Raw genomic sequence first — 14932 nt, 5'->3', positions numbered from 1 at the left:
GCCTCCATGAGGCCACGTTCCGAGACCCGCCGCCCATCGTTCTTCTGGGTGCTCGCCGCGCTGGTGCTGCCGATTCTGAACCTTGCGGTCAAGTACCGGTTCCACCATCGCGAACGCCTGCCGCAGACCGGCGCCCTCGTGCTCGCCCCGAACCACTACAGCGAGATCGACCCGGTCGTCATCGGCGCCGCGACCTGGAAGCTCGGCCGTGCCCCCCGGTTCCTCGCGAAGGCATCGCTCTTCAAGAACCCGGTGCTCGGGTGGTTCCTGCGCACCTCCGGCCAGATCCCGGTCGAACGCGCGGGCAGCAAGAGCCACGCGGCGCTGCGCGCGGCCGAAGAGCTCGTCGAGAAGGGGCGCGTGGTGGTCGTGTACCCCGAGGGATCGCTCACCCGCGACCCCGATCTCTGGCCGATGCGCGGCAAGACCGGGGCGGTGCGCATCGCCCTCGAACGCGACATCCCCATCGTTCCGGTCGCCCACTGGGGCACGCAGGCGCTCATGCCGCGCTACGGCAAGAAGATCAGCCTGTTCCCCCGCAAGACGATCGACGTCATCATCGGCGAGCCGCTCGACTTGAGCGCCTACCGCGGCAAGCCGCTCGAGCAGTCGACCCTGCTGAAGGCCACCGGCGAACTCATGGACGCGATCGCGGCCCTGCTCGCCGAGGTCCGCCACGAGCAGGCGCCCGCCAAGCGCTGGGACCCGGCCGCTCACGGTCAGAAGGAGACCGGTCGACTTGAAGAGTAGAACCCACCCCCGCAAGGTCGCGGGCAAGCGCGTGGCCGTGCTCGGTGCCGGAAGCTGGGGCACGACGTTCGCGAAGATCCTCGCAGACGGTGGCGCCGACGTGGTCATGTGGGCCCGTCGCCCCGAGGTCGCACGTGAGATCCAGGAGGCCAAGCGCAATAGCGACTACCTCCCCGGGGTCAACCTGCCGTTGGGCGTTCGCGCGACGAGCCGACTCGACCTCGCCCTGGCCGGCGCCGAGCAGGTGTACGTGTCGGTGCCGAGCCAGTCGCTGCGCGACAACCTCAAGATGTTCGCCCCGCACCTGAACGCCAACGCGATCGTCATCTCGCTCATGAAGGGTGTCGAGAAGTCGAGCGGCATGCGCATGAGCGAGGTCATCGCCGAGGTGCTGCAGATCGACGAGTCGCAGATCGCCGTCATCTCGGGACCGAACCTGGCGCTCGAGATCGCGAAGGAGCAGCCGACGGCGGCTGTCGTGTCGTCGACGAGCCTCGAGACCGCCCAGGCCGTGGCATCCGTCGCCCGCAACAAGTACTTCCACTCGTTCGTGAACACCGACGTCATCGGCACCGAGTTCGGCGGCGTGCTGAAGAACCTCATCGCCGTGGCGATCGGCATCGTCGACGGTGCGGGCTACGGCGAGAACACCAAGGCGTCGATCATCACGAGGGGCCTCGTCGAGATGACCGACTTCGCCGTCGCGTTCGGTGCGCACCCCGAGACGCTCTCGGGTCTCGCCGGGCTCGGCGACCTCATCGCCACGAGCCAGTCGCCGCTCTCACGCAACAACACCGCCGGGCGGCTGCTCGGTCAGGGCTATCACCTCAACGATGTCGTGAACCAGATGCAGCAGACCACCGAGGGGCTCGCGTCGGTCGGGCCGATCCTCGAGCTCGCGCGGGCGAAGGGCGTCGAGATGCCCATCGTCGAGCAGGTTCGGCAGGTGCTCGCGGGCACCCTCGACCCGAAGGACATCGCGCCGCACCTCACGACCGACGACGAGCCGCAGGGCGAAAGGACCAAGGATGGACAAGCTGAGGGTGGTTCTGCTGTTCGGCGGGCGTTCAAGCGAGCATTCGATCAGCTGCGCCACGGCGGGCGGGGTGCTGGGAGCGATCGACCGTGACCGCTTCGAGGTGATCCCCGTCGGGATCACCCGCGACGGCGCCTCTGTGCTCGAGTCCGACGACCCGGCCCGCTTCGGTCTCGATCCCGCGCACCTGCCCGAAGTCGTCGACAACGGCACCCGGGTGCGATGGCCCGAGAGCGCGTCCTCGCGTGAGCTGACGGTGACCGATGGCTCTGGCGAGCGGTCGCTCGGAGACGTCGACGTGGTGTTCCCGATCCTGCACGGGCGCTTCGGCGAAGACGGGACGATCCAGGGCCTGCTCGAGCTCGCCGGGCTGCCGTACGTGGGCAACGGTGTGCTGGCCTCGGCGGTCGGCATGGACAAGCACTTCACGAAGACGGTGCTCGAGGGCGCCGGCATCGAGGTCGCGCCATGGGTCACGCTCACGCGGTCCGCCCTCGACGAGAACCCCGAGCTGTGGAAGCGCCGGGTGCACGGCCTCGGCCTTCCGGTGTTCGTGAAGCCGGCACGCGCGGGCTCATCGGTGGGCGTGACCAAGGTCTCCGATTGGTCGGCGCTGCACGACGCACTCGACATCGCGTTCGCCGAAGACCGCACGGTGCTCATCGAGGCGGCGGTCGTGGGTCGCGAGATCGAGTGCGGCGTGCTCGAGGGCCGACCCGGCGAGGGCGTTCAGGTGAGCGTCGCGGGCGAGGTCGTCGTGACCGGCCGGGACTTCTACGACTTCGACGCGAAGTACCTCGACGCCGCGGGCGTCGAGCTCATCTGCCCGGCCGACCTCGGTGACGGCGAGCTCTTCGAGCTGCAACGCATCGCGCGCCGCGCGTTCGAGGCGATCGGCGGGCAGGGACTCGCGCGCGTCGACGTGTTCCTCACGGGCGAGGGCTTCGTCGTCAACGAGATCAACACGATGCCCGGCTTCACGCCGATCTCGATGTTCCCGACCTGCTGGATGAACTCGGGGCTGAGCTACGCCGATCTCATCACCGAGCTCATCGAGGTCGGGTACGCGGCGGGGCGCCGCTAGCTCGTCAGCCGATGGCGTCCTCGATCGAGGCGCCGGTGGTCGTGCACTCGCCGGTGGCGGGGATGATCGAGACGGCAGGAGACAGCTCGGCGATCACGGTCGTCCCCGAGACCACCTCGTTGTCGACGAGCACCTCGACTGCGGGCGTCCTGCCGTAGGTCGTGAAGCGGAAGCGCGGGGCATCGGACTCGTCGATGACCCAATCGACTCCGTCGACGCTCACGCAGCGATCGGTCGTGGGCCCGGGGGGCGTGACCCCGCAGCGCAGCAGCACTGAGGCCGGTGATCCCCATGCACCGGTGCCCTGCGCGTTCGTCTCGCGCTCGGCCTGCTCGGCGGAGCTGCCGCTCGCGAGCATGTCGGGTAGGCGCACGCTGACGGCGGCGCAGTCGGCGCTTTCGGCATCGGCAGCGGCGTCCATGGGTACCACCGGGCTGCAGCCCGCGGTGGCGAGCACGATGCCGAGGGCGATGAGGGCGGTGGTGAGCCGCCGGCGACGGGCGGGCGTGACTGCGGGTTCCATCATCCTCAGCGTATCCGGCATTGGCATACGCTGAGCGGGTGTCCGACTCGATGAGCGCGCCCTCCGCATCCGTCGAGCCGTCGACCGTCGCCGAGCTCGGCGAGTCGGCGGTGCTCGCTCGTATCCTGCCGCGCCTCGCGCCAGGTGACTCCGCCATCCTCGGCGCCGGCGACGATGCCGCGGTCGTCCGCGCGGTCGACGGGCGTTTCGTCGTCACGACCGACTTCATGGTGCACGGTCCCGACTTCCGGCTCGCGTGGTCGACGCCGTTCGAGCTCGGCTGGAAGGCCGCCGCGACGAACCTCACCGACGTCGCCGCGATGGGTGCACGTCCGACGGCGCTCGTCGTCGCGATCGCCGCACCGCCTACGACGCCGGTCGCCGTGCTCGAGGGCATCGCCGACGGCCTGCGAGAAGGGCTCGCCCACCTCGCACCCGGGGCCGGCGTCGTCGGCGGCGACCTCTCGGCGTCCTCGGTGCTCACGATCGCGGTGACCGCGTTCGGAGATCTCGAGGGTCGCGCCCCGATCCTGCGATCGGGTGCGCAGGTCGGCGATGTGGTCGCACACGCCGGGGTGCGCGGCGACGCGGCGCGTGGGCTCCGCCTGCTGTTCGCCGAGGCCACGGATGCCTCGGGCGAGCCCGATCGCGAACTGGCCGCGGCCCTTCGTGCGCGGCATCCCGAGCTCATCGCGGCGCAACTCGCCCCGAGCCCGCCGGTGTCGGCGGGTGTGGCGGCGGCGCTGGCCGGCGCGAGCGCGATGCTCGACGTCTCCGACGGGCTCGCCCGCGATGCCCGCCGGCTCGCCGAGGCGAGCGGAGTCGGTCTCGACCTCGACTCCGCTCGCCTCGGCGACGACATCCGCCTCGCGCTCGCGGGCGCGGAAGACCACGGCCTGCTCGCCACGTTCCCGCCGCACGTCACCCTCCCCGCACCGTTCGATGCCATCGGCCTCGTGGTCGACGATGCCGGCAGGCTCTTCGTCGACGGTGCTCCCGTGGCCGCCGAGGGCTGGGACCCCTACGCCGGGTGGGACGGTCGCGCGGGCTGACCTGCCGCGGCATCGTCGGCCGCATCGGCGGCGGCCCACCAAAGGGCGGTCTCGCCGTAGTCGCGACGCCGGTCGGGTGAGATTCCCGCGGGCCACTCGGGCTCGGCGGAGCGCGAGCTGCGTTCGACCACGACGACGGCCTCATCGGCCAGTAAGGGGGCGAGCAGGGCGAGATCGTGAGCGAGCGCTGACTCGGGGAGATCGTACGGCGGATCGATGAAGACCAGGTCGAACGGTCCGCGGGTGCCCTCGAGATAGGCCGCGACGGCACGCTGCACTACGCTCACACGGGGCGCGCTGCCGTGCGCCCTCCGCTTCACGGCGTCGGCGTTGCGCCGGCAGATGTCGGCCGCCGCCTTCGCCCGTTCGACGAGCACGGCCTCGGCGGCACCCCGGCTCACGGCTTCGAGGCCGAGTGCCCCCGAGCCGGCGTACAGGTCGAGCACCGCCGCGCCGTCGATGGCGTCGCGCGCCTCGAGCGCCGAGAAGATCGCCTCGCGCACCCGGTCGCTCGTGGGGCGGGTGCCCGACCGGGGCACCTGCAGGCTGAGAGAGCCGGCGAAGCCGGCGATGATGCGCGTCATGCTTCCGGAAGCATAACGGGGGCCTCACCGCTGCCATGATGGAGGCGTGCCCGCACTGTTTGATGAAGAGACCGGCTCGACCGACACACTGCCCGCCGAACCGTCCAGGCACCGGGGGAGTGAACAGCAGCTGATCGACCGCCTCTGGGATTTCAGCGATCCGAAGGCGAGCGAGGAACGGTTCCGCGAGGCCGCCGACGATGACCTCCACAGCCCGCACCTGCGCGCCGTGTTGTCGACCCAGCTCGCCCGCGCGCTCGGCATCCAGCGACGCACCGACGAGGCGCACGCCGTGCTCGACGCGGTCGCCGCGACGACATCGGCACCCGGCGACCCAGAGTCCTACGCCGCCGAGTTGCGGGCGCGCGTGTCGATCGAACGGGGCCGCATCGCGGCATCCGATCGCAGGCCCGACGACGCCGTGCCCGAACTGACCCGCGGCGTGCGCGAAGCGGCGCTCGCGGGGTCGACCTTCCTCGTGCTCGACGCCCTGCACATGCTCGCCCTCAACGACGCCGGACACGAAGAGGAATGGGCCACCGAGGGGTTCGACGTACTCGACGGGTCACACGACCCCCGAGTGCTGCGCTGGGGGGTCGCGCTGCACAACAACCTGGGGTGGACCCTGCACGACTCGGGGCGGCTCACCGGTGCGCTCCTGCAGTTCGAGCAGGCCGTCGCAGCCGCCGACGCCTACGGCACCGCCGAGCAGCGTCATGTCGCGAGATGGTCGGTGGCGCGGTGCCTGCGCAGCCTCGGCCGCACCGACGAGGCGCTGGCGATGCAGCGCGAGCTCGCTGCAGCACGCCCCGACGACCGGTACGTGCTGGCCGAGATCGAGGCGCTGACGGCGGCGGAGCCTACGATCGAGGCATGACGGCGCGAGAGGCGGATGTCCCGGGCGAGGCGGTGCCGGGCAGCTACACGCTCGACACCAAGCTGTCGGGCGCGCTCGGCGGGCGCACCGCCCAGGCGTTCGAGCGGGCCTTCGGCCACCGCACGGTGGGCGACCTGCTCGCGCACTACCCGCGCCGGTACGCATTGCGCGGCGAACTCACCGCGCTCGCGAGCCTCCCGCTCGACGAGAACGTCACGATCGTCGCCGAGGTGCTCGAGGTCCGGGTGCGCGACATGCGCCAGCGCCGTGGTTCGATCGTCGAGGCCAAGATCTCCGACGGCACCGGCATCCTCACGCTGACGTTCTTCAACCAGAAGTGGCGCGAGCACGACCTCCGCCCGGGGCGCCGCGGCATCTTCGCCGGCAAGGTCGGCGACTACCGGGGCGCGCGCCAGCTGGCGCACCCCGACTACGAGCTCTTCGACGAATCGGTGCAGCCCGACGCGAACGATGCCGCCGCCAGGCGGTGGGTCGAGGCCCCGATCCCGATCTACCCGGCCACCTCGACGCTCGCCAGCTGGCAGATCGCGAAGTCCGTCGCATTCCTGCTCGACGGGCTCGGGGTCGTCGACGACCCGATCCCGATCGAGGTGCGCGCCGCTCGCGGCCTGCACGGTCAGCGCGATGCGCTCGAGGGGGTGCATCGCCCTGAACGCGAGGCCGACTGGAAGGCGGCGCGGCGCACGCTGCGATTCACCGAGGCGTTCGTGTTGCAGACGGCGCTCCTCGAGCGTCGGGCCGAGCTCCGCGCGCACCACGCCGTCGCACGTCGCCCCCGCGACGGAGGCCTCCTCGAGCGGTTCGACGCCGCCATGCCGTTCACGCTCACCGACGACCAGCTCGACGTCGGCGCCCAGATCTCCGACGACCTCGGGCACCCCGTGCCGATGAACCGCCTCGTGCAGGGCGAGGTCGGCTCGGGCAAGACCGTCGTGGCCCTGCGTGCCATGCTCGCCGTCGCCGACTCGGGTGGCCAGTCGGCACTGCTCGCGCCCACCGAGGTGCTGGCGGCACAGCACCTGCGCTCGATCGCCCGCATGCTCGGTCCCGAACTCGCGGTCGAACTCATGCCGACCCTCCTCACCGGCCAATTGCCGGCTGCCGAACGCAAGAAGGCGCTGCTGCGTGCCGCCGCCGGCCAGTCGCGCATCGTCGTGGGTACGCACGCCCTCATCGGCGACCAGGTGTCGTTCGCCGACCTCGGTCTCGTGGTCGTCGACGAGCAGCACCGGTTCGGGGTCGAGCAGCGCGAGGCGCTGCGCCTGAAGGGCGCCGAGCCGCCGCACGTGCTCGTGCTCACCGCCACACCGATCCCGCGAACCGTCGCGATGACGGTGTTCGGCGACCTCGACGTCTCGACCATCCGCCAGCTGCCGGCGGGTCGGGCCGGCATCGAGTCCCACGTCGTGCCGCTCGCCGAGCGGCCAGGGTGGCGGCCGCGCGTCTGGGAGCGGCTCGCCGAAGAGCTCGTGCTCGGCAGGCAGGGGTTCGTCGTGTGCCCCGCCATCGAGCCGAAGGTGGTCGAAGACGACGGCGAGAGCGAGGTGCCGGCCGATGTCGCGGGGCCCGCGACATCCGTGGCCTCGGTGCTCGCCGAGCTCGCGGCGCATCCGCGATTCGCCGACGCGCGCGTGGCGCCGTTGCACGGGCGCATGAGCGCCGACGAGAAGGACGGCACGATGCGCGCCTTCGCCGCCGGCGAGATCGACGTGCTCGTCGCGACGACGGTCATCGAGGTCGGCGTCGACGTGCCGAACGCGAGCGTCATGGTCGTCGTCGACGCCGAGCGATTCGGGGTGTCGCAACTGCACCAGCTTCGCGGGCGAATCGGCCGCGGAAGCGTGCCCGGGCTCTGCCTGCTCGTCACGAACGCGGTGCCCGGTTCGGTCGCGCGGCAGCGGGTCGAGGCGGTGGCGGCGACGCTCGACGGCTTCGAACTGGCGCAGGTCGACCTCGAGCTGCGCCAAGAGGGCGACGTGCTCGGCGCCGACCAGTCGGGCGGGCGGTCCTCGCTCAAGCTCCTCCGCGTGGTGCGCGACGGCGACGTCATCGCCGACGCCCGCGAGGTCGCCGAGACGCTCCTCGCGGGCGATCCGCGGCTCGCCGGGCATCCCGCGCTCGCCGCGGCCGTGCGCCGGCGCCTCGACGACGAGGCGAGCGGCTACCTGAGCAAGGGCTGAGACTGTGCCCGCGTGGGGCAACGGAGGCTGCCGGGCATTACGCTGGGCGTATGCAGCGGATCGCCGTCGTCCCAGGATCGTTCGACCCCGTCACGCTCGGCCATATCGATGTCATCGCACGGGCCGCGGGGCTCTATGACGAGTTGCACGTCGTCGTCGTGCACAACCCCGACAAGTCCGCGCTGCTGCCGATCGCGCAGCGCGTGTCGCTCATCGAGCGCTCGATCGCCGACGCCGGCATCGAGGGGCGCATCGTCGTCGCGTCGTGGAGCATGGGCCTGCTCGTCGACTACTGCACCGACGTCGGTGCATCGGTGCTCGTCAAGGGCATCCGCTCGCAACTCGACGTCGCCTACGAGACGCCCATGGCGATCGTCAACCGCCACCTCGCCGGGGTCGAGACGGTGTTCCTGCTCCCCGACCCGGCCAACGCGCACGTCTCGAGTTCCCTCGTTCGCCAGGTCGCCGCGCTCGGCGGCGACGTCGCGCCCTATGTGCCGACGGTGGTCGGAGACTACCTCCAGGCGGCGATGACCGCATGAGCGAGGCCATCGCAGCCATGGGCGGGCCGGGAACGGCGGTCGCGACCCTGAGCATCGACGACGTGGGCTCGCGCGCGGCGGCGATCGTGCAGAACGTCGAGGCCGTCATCGCCGGCAAGCGCGAGGCGATCACGTCGGCACTCACGGTGGTGCTCGCCGAAGGACACCTGCTCATCGAAGACGTTCCCGGCGTCGGCAAGACCATGCTCGCGAAGGCGCTCGCCCGCTCGGTCGACGCCACCGTCAGCCGAATCCAGTTCACCCCCGACCTGCTGCCCAGCGACGTGACGGGCGTCTCGGTCTTCGACCAGGCGAGCCGGCAGTTCGAGTTCAAGCGCGGCCCGGTCTTCGCGAACCTCGTCATCGGCGACGAGATCAACCGCGCCAGCCCGAAGACGCAGTCGGCGCTGCTCGAGTGCATGGAGGAGCGCCAGGTCACCGCCGACGGCACGACCTACCGGCTCGATGCGCCGTTCACGGTCGTCGCCACGCAGAATCCCGTCGAGATGGAGGGCACGTACCCGCTGCCCGAGGCCCAGCGCGACCGGTTCATGGCGCGCATCTCGATGGGCTACCCCTCGTCGGCCGACGAGCTGGCGATGCTCGCGACCCGTGAGACCTCGAGTCCGATCGACGATCTCACCGCGGTCGTCGGGCTCGACGATCTCCGGGCGATGATCAGCGCCGTGCAGCACGTGTTCACCTCGCAACCGGTCAAGGAGTACGCGGTCGAACTCGCGCGCACCACGCGCGACGACCGCCAGCTGCGCCTCGGGGCGAGCCCCCGTGCGACGCTCCAACTCATCCGCGCCGCGAAGGCACACGCGGCGATGCACGGCCGGGACTTCGTGCTGCCCGACGACGTCGATGCGCTCGCCGTGCCCGTGCTCGCGCACCGACTCATTCCCACGAGCCGTGCGCTCGGGAGCCATGACCGCGACAGCGGGCCGCTCATCGACGCCATCGTGCGCCGCATCGTGGGGGAGACGCCGGTTCCGGTCGGCAGCGCTCGAAGGAACTGATCATGAGGCGCCCCAGCTTCGCCCGAGTCGCCGCTTGGCCGCGACTCACGAGGCGTGGCGGCGCGCTCGTGCTCATGGGTGCCGTGCTCGTGGCGGTGTCGCTCTGGTTCGACCTGCGCGACATCCTGCTGCTCGCGTTCGTCGCCATCGCGATGCCGGTGATCGCCGCGGTGTTCGTCTCGCTGCGCCCGCCGAGGCTGGCGGTCTTCCGTACCTTCACTCCGGCGACCATCGCGGCGGGCACGTCGACCTGGGTGGCGCTCGCGGTGAAGAACCGCTCCAAGCGCACGTTCGACGGTGCTCACTGGCGCGACCGGGTGCCCGACGGCCTTGCAGCGCCGCCCGACGCGGTGCTGCCCGCCATCGGACCGTTCGAGCGGATGCTGCCGTCCGGTGACGACACCGTGCACCTCGAGTACCGCCTCCGCGTCTCACGGCGGGGCGTGTATGTCGTGGGTCCGTTGCGGGTCGGCCTCACCGACCCGTTCGCGCTCGCCCGCATCGATCGCGACGTCGGCAGTGCCCGCGAGCTCATCGTGACACCCCGCGTGACGCCGCTCGACGCCGCGCTCGGCACCGCGGCGAGCGTCGACGGCGTGCTGCACGGGTTGCAGCGTCGCACCCACCCGAACTCCGATGAGCTGATCGCCCGGGAGTACCGATACGGCGACCCGCTGCGCCGCGTGAACTGGGCGGCCACCGCACGGCGCGGCGAGCTGATGGTTCGCGAAGAGGAGCAGCGCGGCGACCCCGAGGCGCGCATCCTGCTCGACACGACGCTCTCGGCGCGCCAGCGCACGAGGCACGAGTTCGACGATCACGTGCATGCGGGGTTCGAACTGGGCATCGAGGTGGCCGCCTCGATCGGCGTGCACCTGCTCGACCTGGGGTACCAGGTGCGTTGCGACGCGGTCGCCGACCCTGCGCGCGGAGGCATCGCCTCGACGAACGACGGCGAGTACCACATGCCGGGCGGAGACCAGGGCATGCTCGAAGATCTCGCCCGCCTCGACTCGCCGACGCAGCACGACGCTCCTGAACGGCGTGCATCGACCGGAGGATCGTCGGCTCCGGCGCGAGCCCGCGAAGCGCGCATGCCCGGATTCGCGGTGCTCGTCGAGCCCGACGAGCACGACGCTGCGAACCTGGTCGCCCTTCGACCGGGGTTCGAGCCCGCGGTCGCATTCGTGACCGAGAGCACGTCGGCACGTGTCGTCGATGCGCTCGAAGCGGCCGACTGGCGCGTGGTGCGGGTGCGGCGGCCGACCGAGATCGGCGGAGCATGGTCGGGATCGGCTGTTCGCGGGCCAGGCCCGGCGGCGAGCACCGGTCGGATATCGGCGACCGCCGCCGCACGACCTCCCGCGAGTACCGGTCGCTCGAACGGGCACGATGGGCACGTCGATGAATCCTGACCCGATCGCGCTCTCACGCGGCCAGCGACTCGCGCTCACCGCTGCATCCTTCGCCCTGATCGCGGTGGCGACCATGGCGTTGGGGCCCCTCATCTCGGGCAGCGGCTGGTGGTGGATGTGCGCCTTCGTGGCGGCAGGCACGCTGTTCGGCGGAGCCGGCCTGCGGGCCATCCGGACTCCGGCGTCCCTCGTGCCGGTGCTCGAGCTCGTGATCCTGTTGCTGCTGCTGACCCTGCTGTTCGGAGGAACGACGAGCTTCGCCCTGATCGCGCCGACCACCGGCACGTTCACCGAGTTCGGGCAGCTGCTCGGCGGTGCCGAGCGCACCATCCAGCAGCAATCGGTGCCCGCGATCGCAGTGCCGGCGCTCTCGTTCGCCCTCGCCCTCGGCGTGGGCGTGCTCGCGGTCTGCATCGACATCCTCGTGCAGACGGTGCGCATGCCCGCCCTCGCCGCCGCGCCGGCGCTCGTGCCGATCCTCATCCCGGGGTTCATCATCGAGGCAGGAGCCGAGGCGCCGACGCTCGTGCTGGCCGCTGCGGCCTACCTGCTGCTGCTCCGCATCGACGTGCGCGTGCGACGGCGCGCACGTATCACGGAGGTCGACGAGGGCGACGACGCCGCCACGGTGATCTCTCCGGCGCGCGTGCCGATCGCCTCGACGCTCGGTGCAACGCTGGGGCTCGCGGGCACCGGTCTCGTCATCGCCGCCGTGCTCGCCGCCTCGACCCCGAGCATCTCGACGAGCCTGCTGCTCGGCACGGGGAACCCGGGCACCATCTTCGGACGCGGCGTCAGTCCGTTCATCGACCTGGGTCGCGACCTGCGCCGGCCCGATCCCAGCCCGGCCTTCCACTACTTCTCGCCCGACGGCGAGCGGCCCTACTTCACACTGCTCACGCTCGACCGATTCGAAGGGGCGACCTGGGGCGTGACCGACGACGCGATCGACGGTGACAACACGGTCGACGCGATGCCGCGGCCCGAGGGGCTCTCGAGCGAGGTCCGGGCCGATGAGCATCCGATCGACGTGACCATCGACGAGGTGCGCACGACCTGGCTGCCCGTGCCCTACCCGACGACACGGGTCGACGGTCTCCGTGGCTCGTGGTTCTGGGACGACGGTGCGCTCACGGTGCGCGGCATCGACGCGGACACCGCCGGGCAGCGCTACCAGGCGACCTGGCTCGAGGTCGACCCGACCCCCACGCAGTTGCGAGCCGCCGATCGCCGAGTGACCGATGAGCTCGCCCCGTTCCTGGCACTGCCCGACGACCTGCCGCAGGTCATCTCCGACACGGCGGCGCAGGTCACCGGCACTGCCCCCACGCCGTACGACGCCGCGGTCGCCATCCAGGCGTTCCTTCGTTCGCCCGACTTCGAGTATTCGACCGAGGCGCCCGTCGAAGACGGCTACGACGGCGGGGGATTCGACGTCATCGCCCAATTCCTCGAGCGCCGCGCCGGCTACTGCGTGCACTTCGCGTCGACGATGGCGGTGCTGGCACGCGAAGCGGGGATTCCGGCTCGCATCTCGGTCGGCTACACGCAGGGGAGCCCTTCGCAGGAACGCGTCGGCGGGCTGCAACGCATCGAGGTCGACTCGCACGACCTTCATGCGTGGCCCGAACTGTACTTCGAGGGCGTCGGATGGGTGCCGTTCGAACCGACGCCCGGCCGCGGACTGGTTCCCGACTACTCCCGACCCGGCGCCGGCGAGGGCGCCGGTCCGCCGGTTCCCCAGCCTGGCAGCGCCGCTCCGAGCGCGAGCGGCCGCGCCGAGGTCGACCCGGGCGGAGGGTTGACCGGCACCGGCGGCGGTCTTGCATTCGCCGAGAGCTGGTGGCTGCGCGGCGGCGTGATCGCGCTGCTCGTCGCCGCGATCCTGCTCGCGCCCGCCGCGCTTCGCGCGGGTCAACGTGCGAGTCGCTCGCGCCGCATCATGCGGGGTGAACGGCCGGCGGATGCCGCGTGGAGTGAGCTGACCGCGACCGCACGCGACCTCGGGGTCGACGTGGGGGTCTTCGACACCCCGCGTGCGGTTGCCGCGCGCATCGCCGATCGGGAGGGGTTCGCCGACGATGCGGCCAGGACGGCGCTGATCTCGCTCCGCGACGCCGTCGAACGGGAACGCTACGGTCCTGCGGGGCGCGCGGGCGCACCCGACACCGACCTGATCGACGCCCTCGACACCGCACGCGCCGTGCTCGCCGCCGACGAGCGACCGGTCGACCGGGTTCGGGCCGTACTCGTGCCCCGCTCGCTCGTCGATCGCGCACAGGCCGCGTTCAGCGAACGCCTATCCGCGGGCACGTAGAATCGTCGATCGTGGCCATCAAGCATTCTCCCTATCGCCTGAACGTCCGCGACCTCGTCAATCGTCCGGGCGAGATGCGCGACGAGCAGCTCACGATCGTCGTCGACGACGCGATGGGCGAGGGACTCGTCGCGGTCCGCGCCGATTCCGAGCTCGATCTCGAAGTCCGACTCGAGTCGGTTCACGAGGGCGTCCTCGTCACCGGCGAGGTCGATGCGACCGCCGAGGGGGAGTGCGGTCGATGCCTCATCGACATCACGCTGCCTGTCCAAGTCGAGTTCCAGGAGCTTTTCGCGTATCATTCTGGAGAAGCCATCGAGTATGAGGTTCAAGATGACCACGTGGATCTTGAATCACTCATCCGAGATGCGGTAGTGCTGTCACTGCCGTTCCAGCCGGTGTGCCGACCGGATTGCCCGGGTCTCGACCCCGAGACCGGGCTCCGACTGGCCGATCATCCGGAACTCGTCACCCCTGAGCACAGCGACCCCCGCTGGGCCGCGCTCGCGGGATTGCAGGCTTCCGTAGACAACGGCGCGGAACACGAATCCGGCGCTGCCCAGCAGAGAGAAGAGAGATAGTCATGGCGGTTCCGAAGCGGAAGCAGTCACGCGCCAACACCCACGCGCGCCGGTCGCAGTGGAAGGCCGAGGTCCCCACGCTCGTCAAGACCGTCGAGAACGGCAAGGTCACCTACAGCCTTCCGCACCGCGCGAAGGTCGTCGAGGACTCGGCGGGCACCCCGCTCTTCCTCGAGTACAAGGGCCGCAAGGTCGCCGACGTCTAGTCGGCCCGAGACGCACCGACGACCGGTCGTGACGCGAACGGAGCGCACGCAGGCTGAAGACCGCACGCTCGACGAACTGCAGCGCACGCTGCAGGTCGAGATCGATCCGGCGCTGCTGCAGCTCGCGCTCACGCACCGGTCGTTCGCGTACGAGAACGGCGGAATACCGACCAACGAGCGTCTCGAGTTCCTCGGCGACTCCATCCTCGGGCAGGCTGTCACGGTCAAGCTGTTCCGCGACCACCCCGAGCTCGACGAGGGCGAGCTGGCCAAGCGCCGCGCGAGTCTCGTCTCGAGTGTCGCGCTGGCCGAGGTCGGTCGCGCGATCGGCGTCGGGCCGTACGTGCGCCTCGGTCGGGGCGAGACGATGACGGGCGGCGCCGACAAGCCGTCGATCCTCGCCGACACCGTCGAGGCCATCATCGGTGCGGTGTACCTCGACGCAGGTGGCGATGCCGCGACCGGCCTCGTGTTGCGCCTCGTCGGCCCGCTCATGCAAGATCCCGCCCGATTCGGCGCGTCGATGGACCCGAAGACGAGCCTTCAAGAGATCGCCGCGCGCCGCGGCGCTCCGGCGCCGTCGTATGCGGTCGTCGAGAGCGGGCCCGACCACAACAAGCACTTCGTCGCCACGGTCAGCGTCGGCGATCTCGTCGAGGCGTCGGGCGAGGGCTCGAGCAAGAAGCAGGCCGAGATGGCCGCCGCGCTCGAAGCGTGGACCCGCCTGAACCCGTCACGCTGA

At 71.0% G+C, this 14932-nt stretch carries 15 protein-coding genes; 13 read left to right on the top strand and 2 right to left on the bottom strand.

Going from position 1 to position 14932, the window contains the following annotated elements; genetic code table 11:
• The first annotated feature begins 6 nt into the window (after window positions 1–6).
• From LSF15_RS05160 to LSF15_RS05150, 3 genes are read left to right on the top strand one after another with little or no spacing between them, the layout of a single operon-like run.
• On the top strand, window positions 7–750 hold the full coding sequence (locus LSF15_RS05160) for a lysophospholipid acyltransferase family protein (protein ID WP_232497441.1): 744 nt from the start codon (window positions 7–9) through the stop codon (window positions 748–750).
• Window positions 740–1879, top strand: a complete 1140-nt coding sequence (locus LSF15_RS05155; RefSeq protein ID WP_232497440.1) for an NAD(P)H-dependent glycerol-3-phosphate dehydrogenase — start codon at window positions 740–742, stop codon at window positions 1877–1879. The genes LSF15_RS05160 and LSF15_RS05155 overlap by 11 nt, the downstream gene beginning before the upstream one ends.
• Window positions 1779–2870 (top strand): D-alanine--D-alanine ligase family protein, encoded by a 1092-nt coding sequence (locus tag LSF15_RS05150; protein ID WP_232497439.1) that lies wholly within the window; start codon window positions 1779–1781, stop codon window positions 2868–2870. The genes LSF15_RS05155 and LSF15_RS05150 overlap by 101 nt, the downstream gene beginning before the upstream one ends.
• A gap of 4 nt (window positions 2871–2874) precedes the next feature.
• Here LSF15_RS05150 and LSF15_RS05145 read toward each other — a convergent pair whose 3' ends face one another.
• Complete coding sequence (locus LSF15_RS05145; protein WP_232497438.1) at window positions 2875–3393, bottom strand: DUF3515 family protein; 519 nt, start codon at window positions 3391–3393, stop codon at window positions 2875–2877.
• 50 nt (window positions 3394–3443) lie between these two features.
• Here LSF15_RS05145 and thiL point away from each other — a divergent pair, with 50 nt between their 5' ends.
• On the top strand, window positions 3444–4445 hold the full coding sequence (thiL, locus tag LSF15_RS05140; RefSeq protein ID WP_232497480.1) for a thiamine-phosphate kinase: 1002 nt from the start codon (window positions 3444–3446) through the stop codon (window positions 4443–4445).
• Here the strand turns inward: thiL and rsmD are convergent.
• Complete coding sequence (rsmD, locus tag LSF15_RS05135) at window positions 4415–5029, bottom strand: 16S rRNA (guanine(966)-N(2))-methyltransferase RsmD (RefSeq protein ID WP_232497437.1); 615 nt, start codon at window positions 5027–5029, stop codon at window positions 4415–4417. The genes thiL and rsmD overlap by 31 nt on opposite strands.
• Before the next feature lie 46 nt (window positions 5030–5075).
• Between rsmD and LSF15_RS05130 the strand changes: the two genes are divergently transcribed.
• The 9 genes from LSF15_RS05130 to rnc are packed head-to-tail and all read left to right on the top strand — an operon-like array spanning window position 5076 to window position 14932.
• Window positions 5076–5906 (top strand): tetratricopeptide repeat protein, encoded by an 831-nt coding sequence (locus LSF15_RS05130; protein WP_232497436.1) that lies wholly within the window; start codon window positions 5076–5078, stop codon window positions 5904–5906.
• Window positions 5903–8107 (top strand): ATP-dependent DNA helicase RecG, encoded by a 2205-nt coding sequence (locus LSF15_RS05125; RefSeq protein WP_232497435.1) that lies wholly within the window; start codon window positions 5903–5905, stop codon window positions 8105–8107. Before LSF15_RS05130 ends, LSF15_RS05125 begins: the two co-directional genes overlap by 4 nt.
• A gap of 50 nt (window positions 8108–8157) precedes the next feature.
• On the top strand, window positions 8158–8649 hold the full coding sequence (coaD, locus tag LSF15_RS05120; protein ID WP_232497434.1) for a pantetheine-phosphate adenylyltransferase: 492 nt from the start codon (window positions 8158–8160) through the stop codon (window positions 8647–8649).
• Complete coding sequence (locus LSF15_RS05115; protein ID WP_232497433.1) at window positions 8646–9671, top strand: AAA family ATPase; 1026 nt, start codon at window positions 8646–8648, stop codon at window positions 9669–9671. Before coaD ends, LSF15_RS05115 begins: the two co-directional genes overlap by 4 nt.
• A 2-nt stretch (window positions 9672–9673) precedes the next feature.
• Window positions 9674–11086 (top strand): DUF58 domain-containing protein, encoded by a 1413-nt coding sequence (locus LSF15_RS05110; RefSeq protein WP_232497432.1) that lies wholly within the window; start codon window positions 9674–9676, stop codon window positions 11084–11086.
• Entirely contained in the window at window positions 11076–13403 is a 2328-nt protein-coding gene (locus tag LSF15_RS05105; RefSeq protein WP_232497431.1) for a transglutaminase TgpA family protein, read from the top strand. The genes LSF15_RS05110 and LSF15_RS05105 overlap by 11 nt, the downstream gene beginning before the upstream one ends.
• Before the next feature lie 8 nt (window positions 13404–13411).
• Window positions 13412–13984, top strand: coding sequence for a YceD family protein (locus LSF15_RS05100; RefSeq protein ID WP_232497479.1), 573 nt, complete (start codon window positions 13412–13414; stop codon window positions 13982–13984).
• Window positions 13985–13986: 2 nt separating this feature from the next.
• Window positions 13987–14190 carry a 50S ribosomal protein L32 gene (gene rpmF / locus LSF15_RS05095; RefSeq protein WP_106564619.1) on the top strand — a complete coding sequence of 68 codons (204 nt, stop codon included), beginning with the start codon at window positions 13987–13989 and terminating at the stop codon, window positions 14188–14190.
• 28 nt (window positions 14191–14218) lie between these two features.
• Window positions 14219–14932 carry a ribonuclease III gene (rnc, locus tag LSF15_RS05090; protein ID WP_372459910.1) on the top strand — a complete coding sequence of 238 codons (714 nt, stop codon included), beginning with the start codon at window positions 14219–14221 and terminating at the stop codon, window positions 14930–14932.

The organism is Agromyces humatus (assembly GCF_021228295.1).
Lineage (GTDB): Bacteria > Actinomycetota > Actinomycetes > Actinomycetales > Microbacteriaceae > Agromyces > Agromyces humatus.
The sequence above is the reverse complement of the archived record's forward strand: the minus strand, read 5'-3'. Positions and strand labels throughout refer to the sequence as shown.

Excerpts from the sequence above, each read along its gene's own strand:
- LSF15_RS05160 (WP_232497441.1), top strand. The coding sequence starts at position 7 with ATGAGGCCACGTTCCGAGACCCGCCGCCCATCGTTCTTCTGGGTGCTC.
- LSF15_RS05150 (WP_232497439.1), top strand. The coding sequence starts at position 1,779 with ATGGACAAGCTGAGGGTGGTTCTGCTGTTCGGCGGGCGTTCAAGCGAG.
- LSF15_RS05145 (WP_232497438.1), bottom strand. The coding sequence starts at position 3,393 with ATGGAACCCGCAGTCACGCCCGCCCGTCGCCGGCGGCTCACCACCGCC.
- thiL (WP_232497480.1), top strand. The coding sequence starts at position 3,444 with ATGAGCGCGCCCTCCGCATCCGTCGAGCCGTCGACCGTCGCCGAGCTC.
- rsmD (WP_232497437.1), bottom strand. The coding sequence starts at position 5,029 with ATGACGCGCATCATCGCCGGCTTCGCCGGCTCTCTCAGCCTGCAGGTG.
- LSF15_RS05125 (WP_232497435.1), top strand. The coding sequence starts at position 5,903 with ATGACGGCGCGAGAGGCGGATGTCCCGGGCGAGGCGGTGCCGGGCAGC.
- coaD (WP_232497434.1), top strand. The coding sequence starts at position 8,158 with ATGCAGCGGATCGCCGTCGTCCCAGGATCGTTCGACCCCGTCACGCTC.
- LSF15_RS05115 (WP_232497433.1), top strand. The coding sequence starts at position 8,646 with ATGAGCGAGGCCATCGCAGCCATGGGCGGGCCGGGAACGGCGGTCGCG.
- LSF15_RS05110 (WP_232497432.1), top strand. The coding sequence starts at position 9,674 with ATGAGGCGCCCCAGCTTCGCCCGAGTCGCCGCTTGGCCGCGACTCACG.
- LSF15_RS05105 (WP_232497431.1), top strand. The coding sequence starts at position 11,076 with ATGAATCCTGACCCGATCGCGCTCTCACGCGGCCAGCGACTCGCGCTC.
- rpmF (WP_106564619.1), top strand. The coding sequence starts at position 13,987 with ATGGCGGTTCCGAAGCGGAAGCAGTCACGCGCCAACACCCACGCGCGC.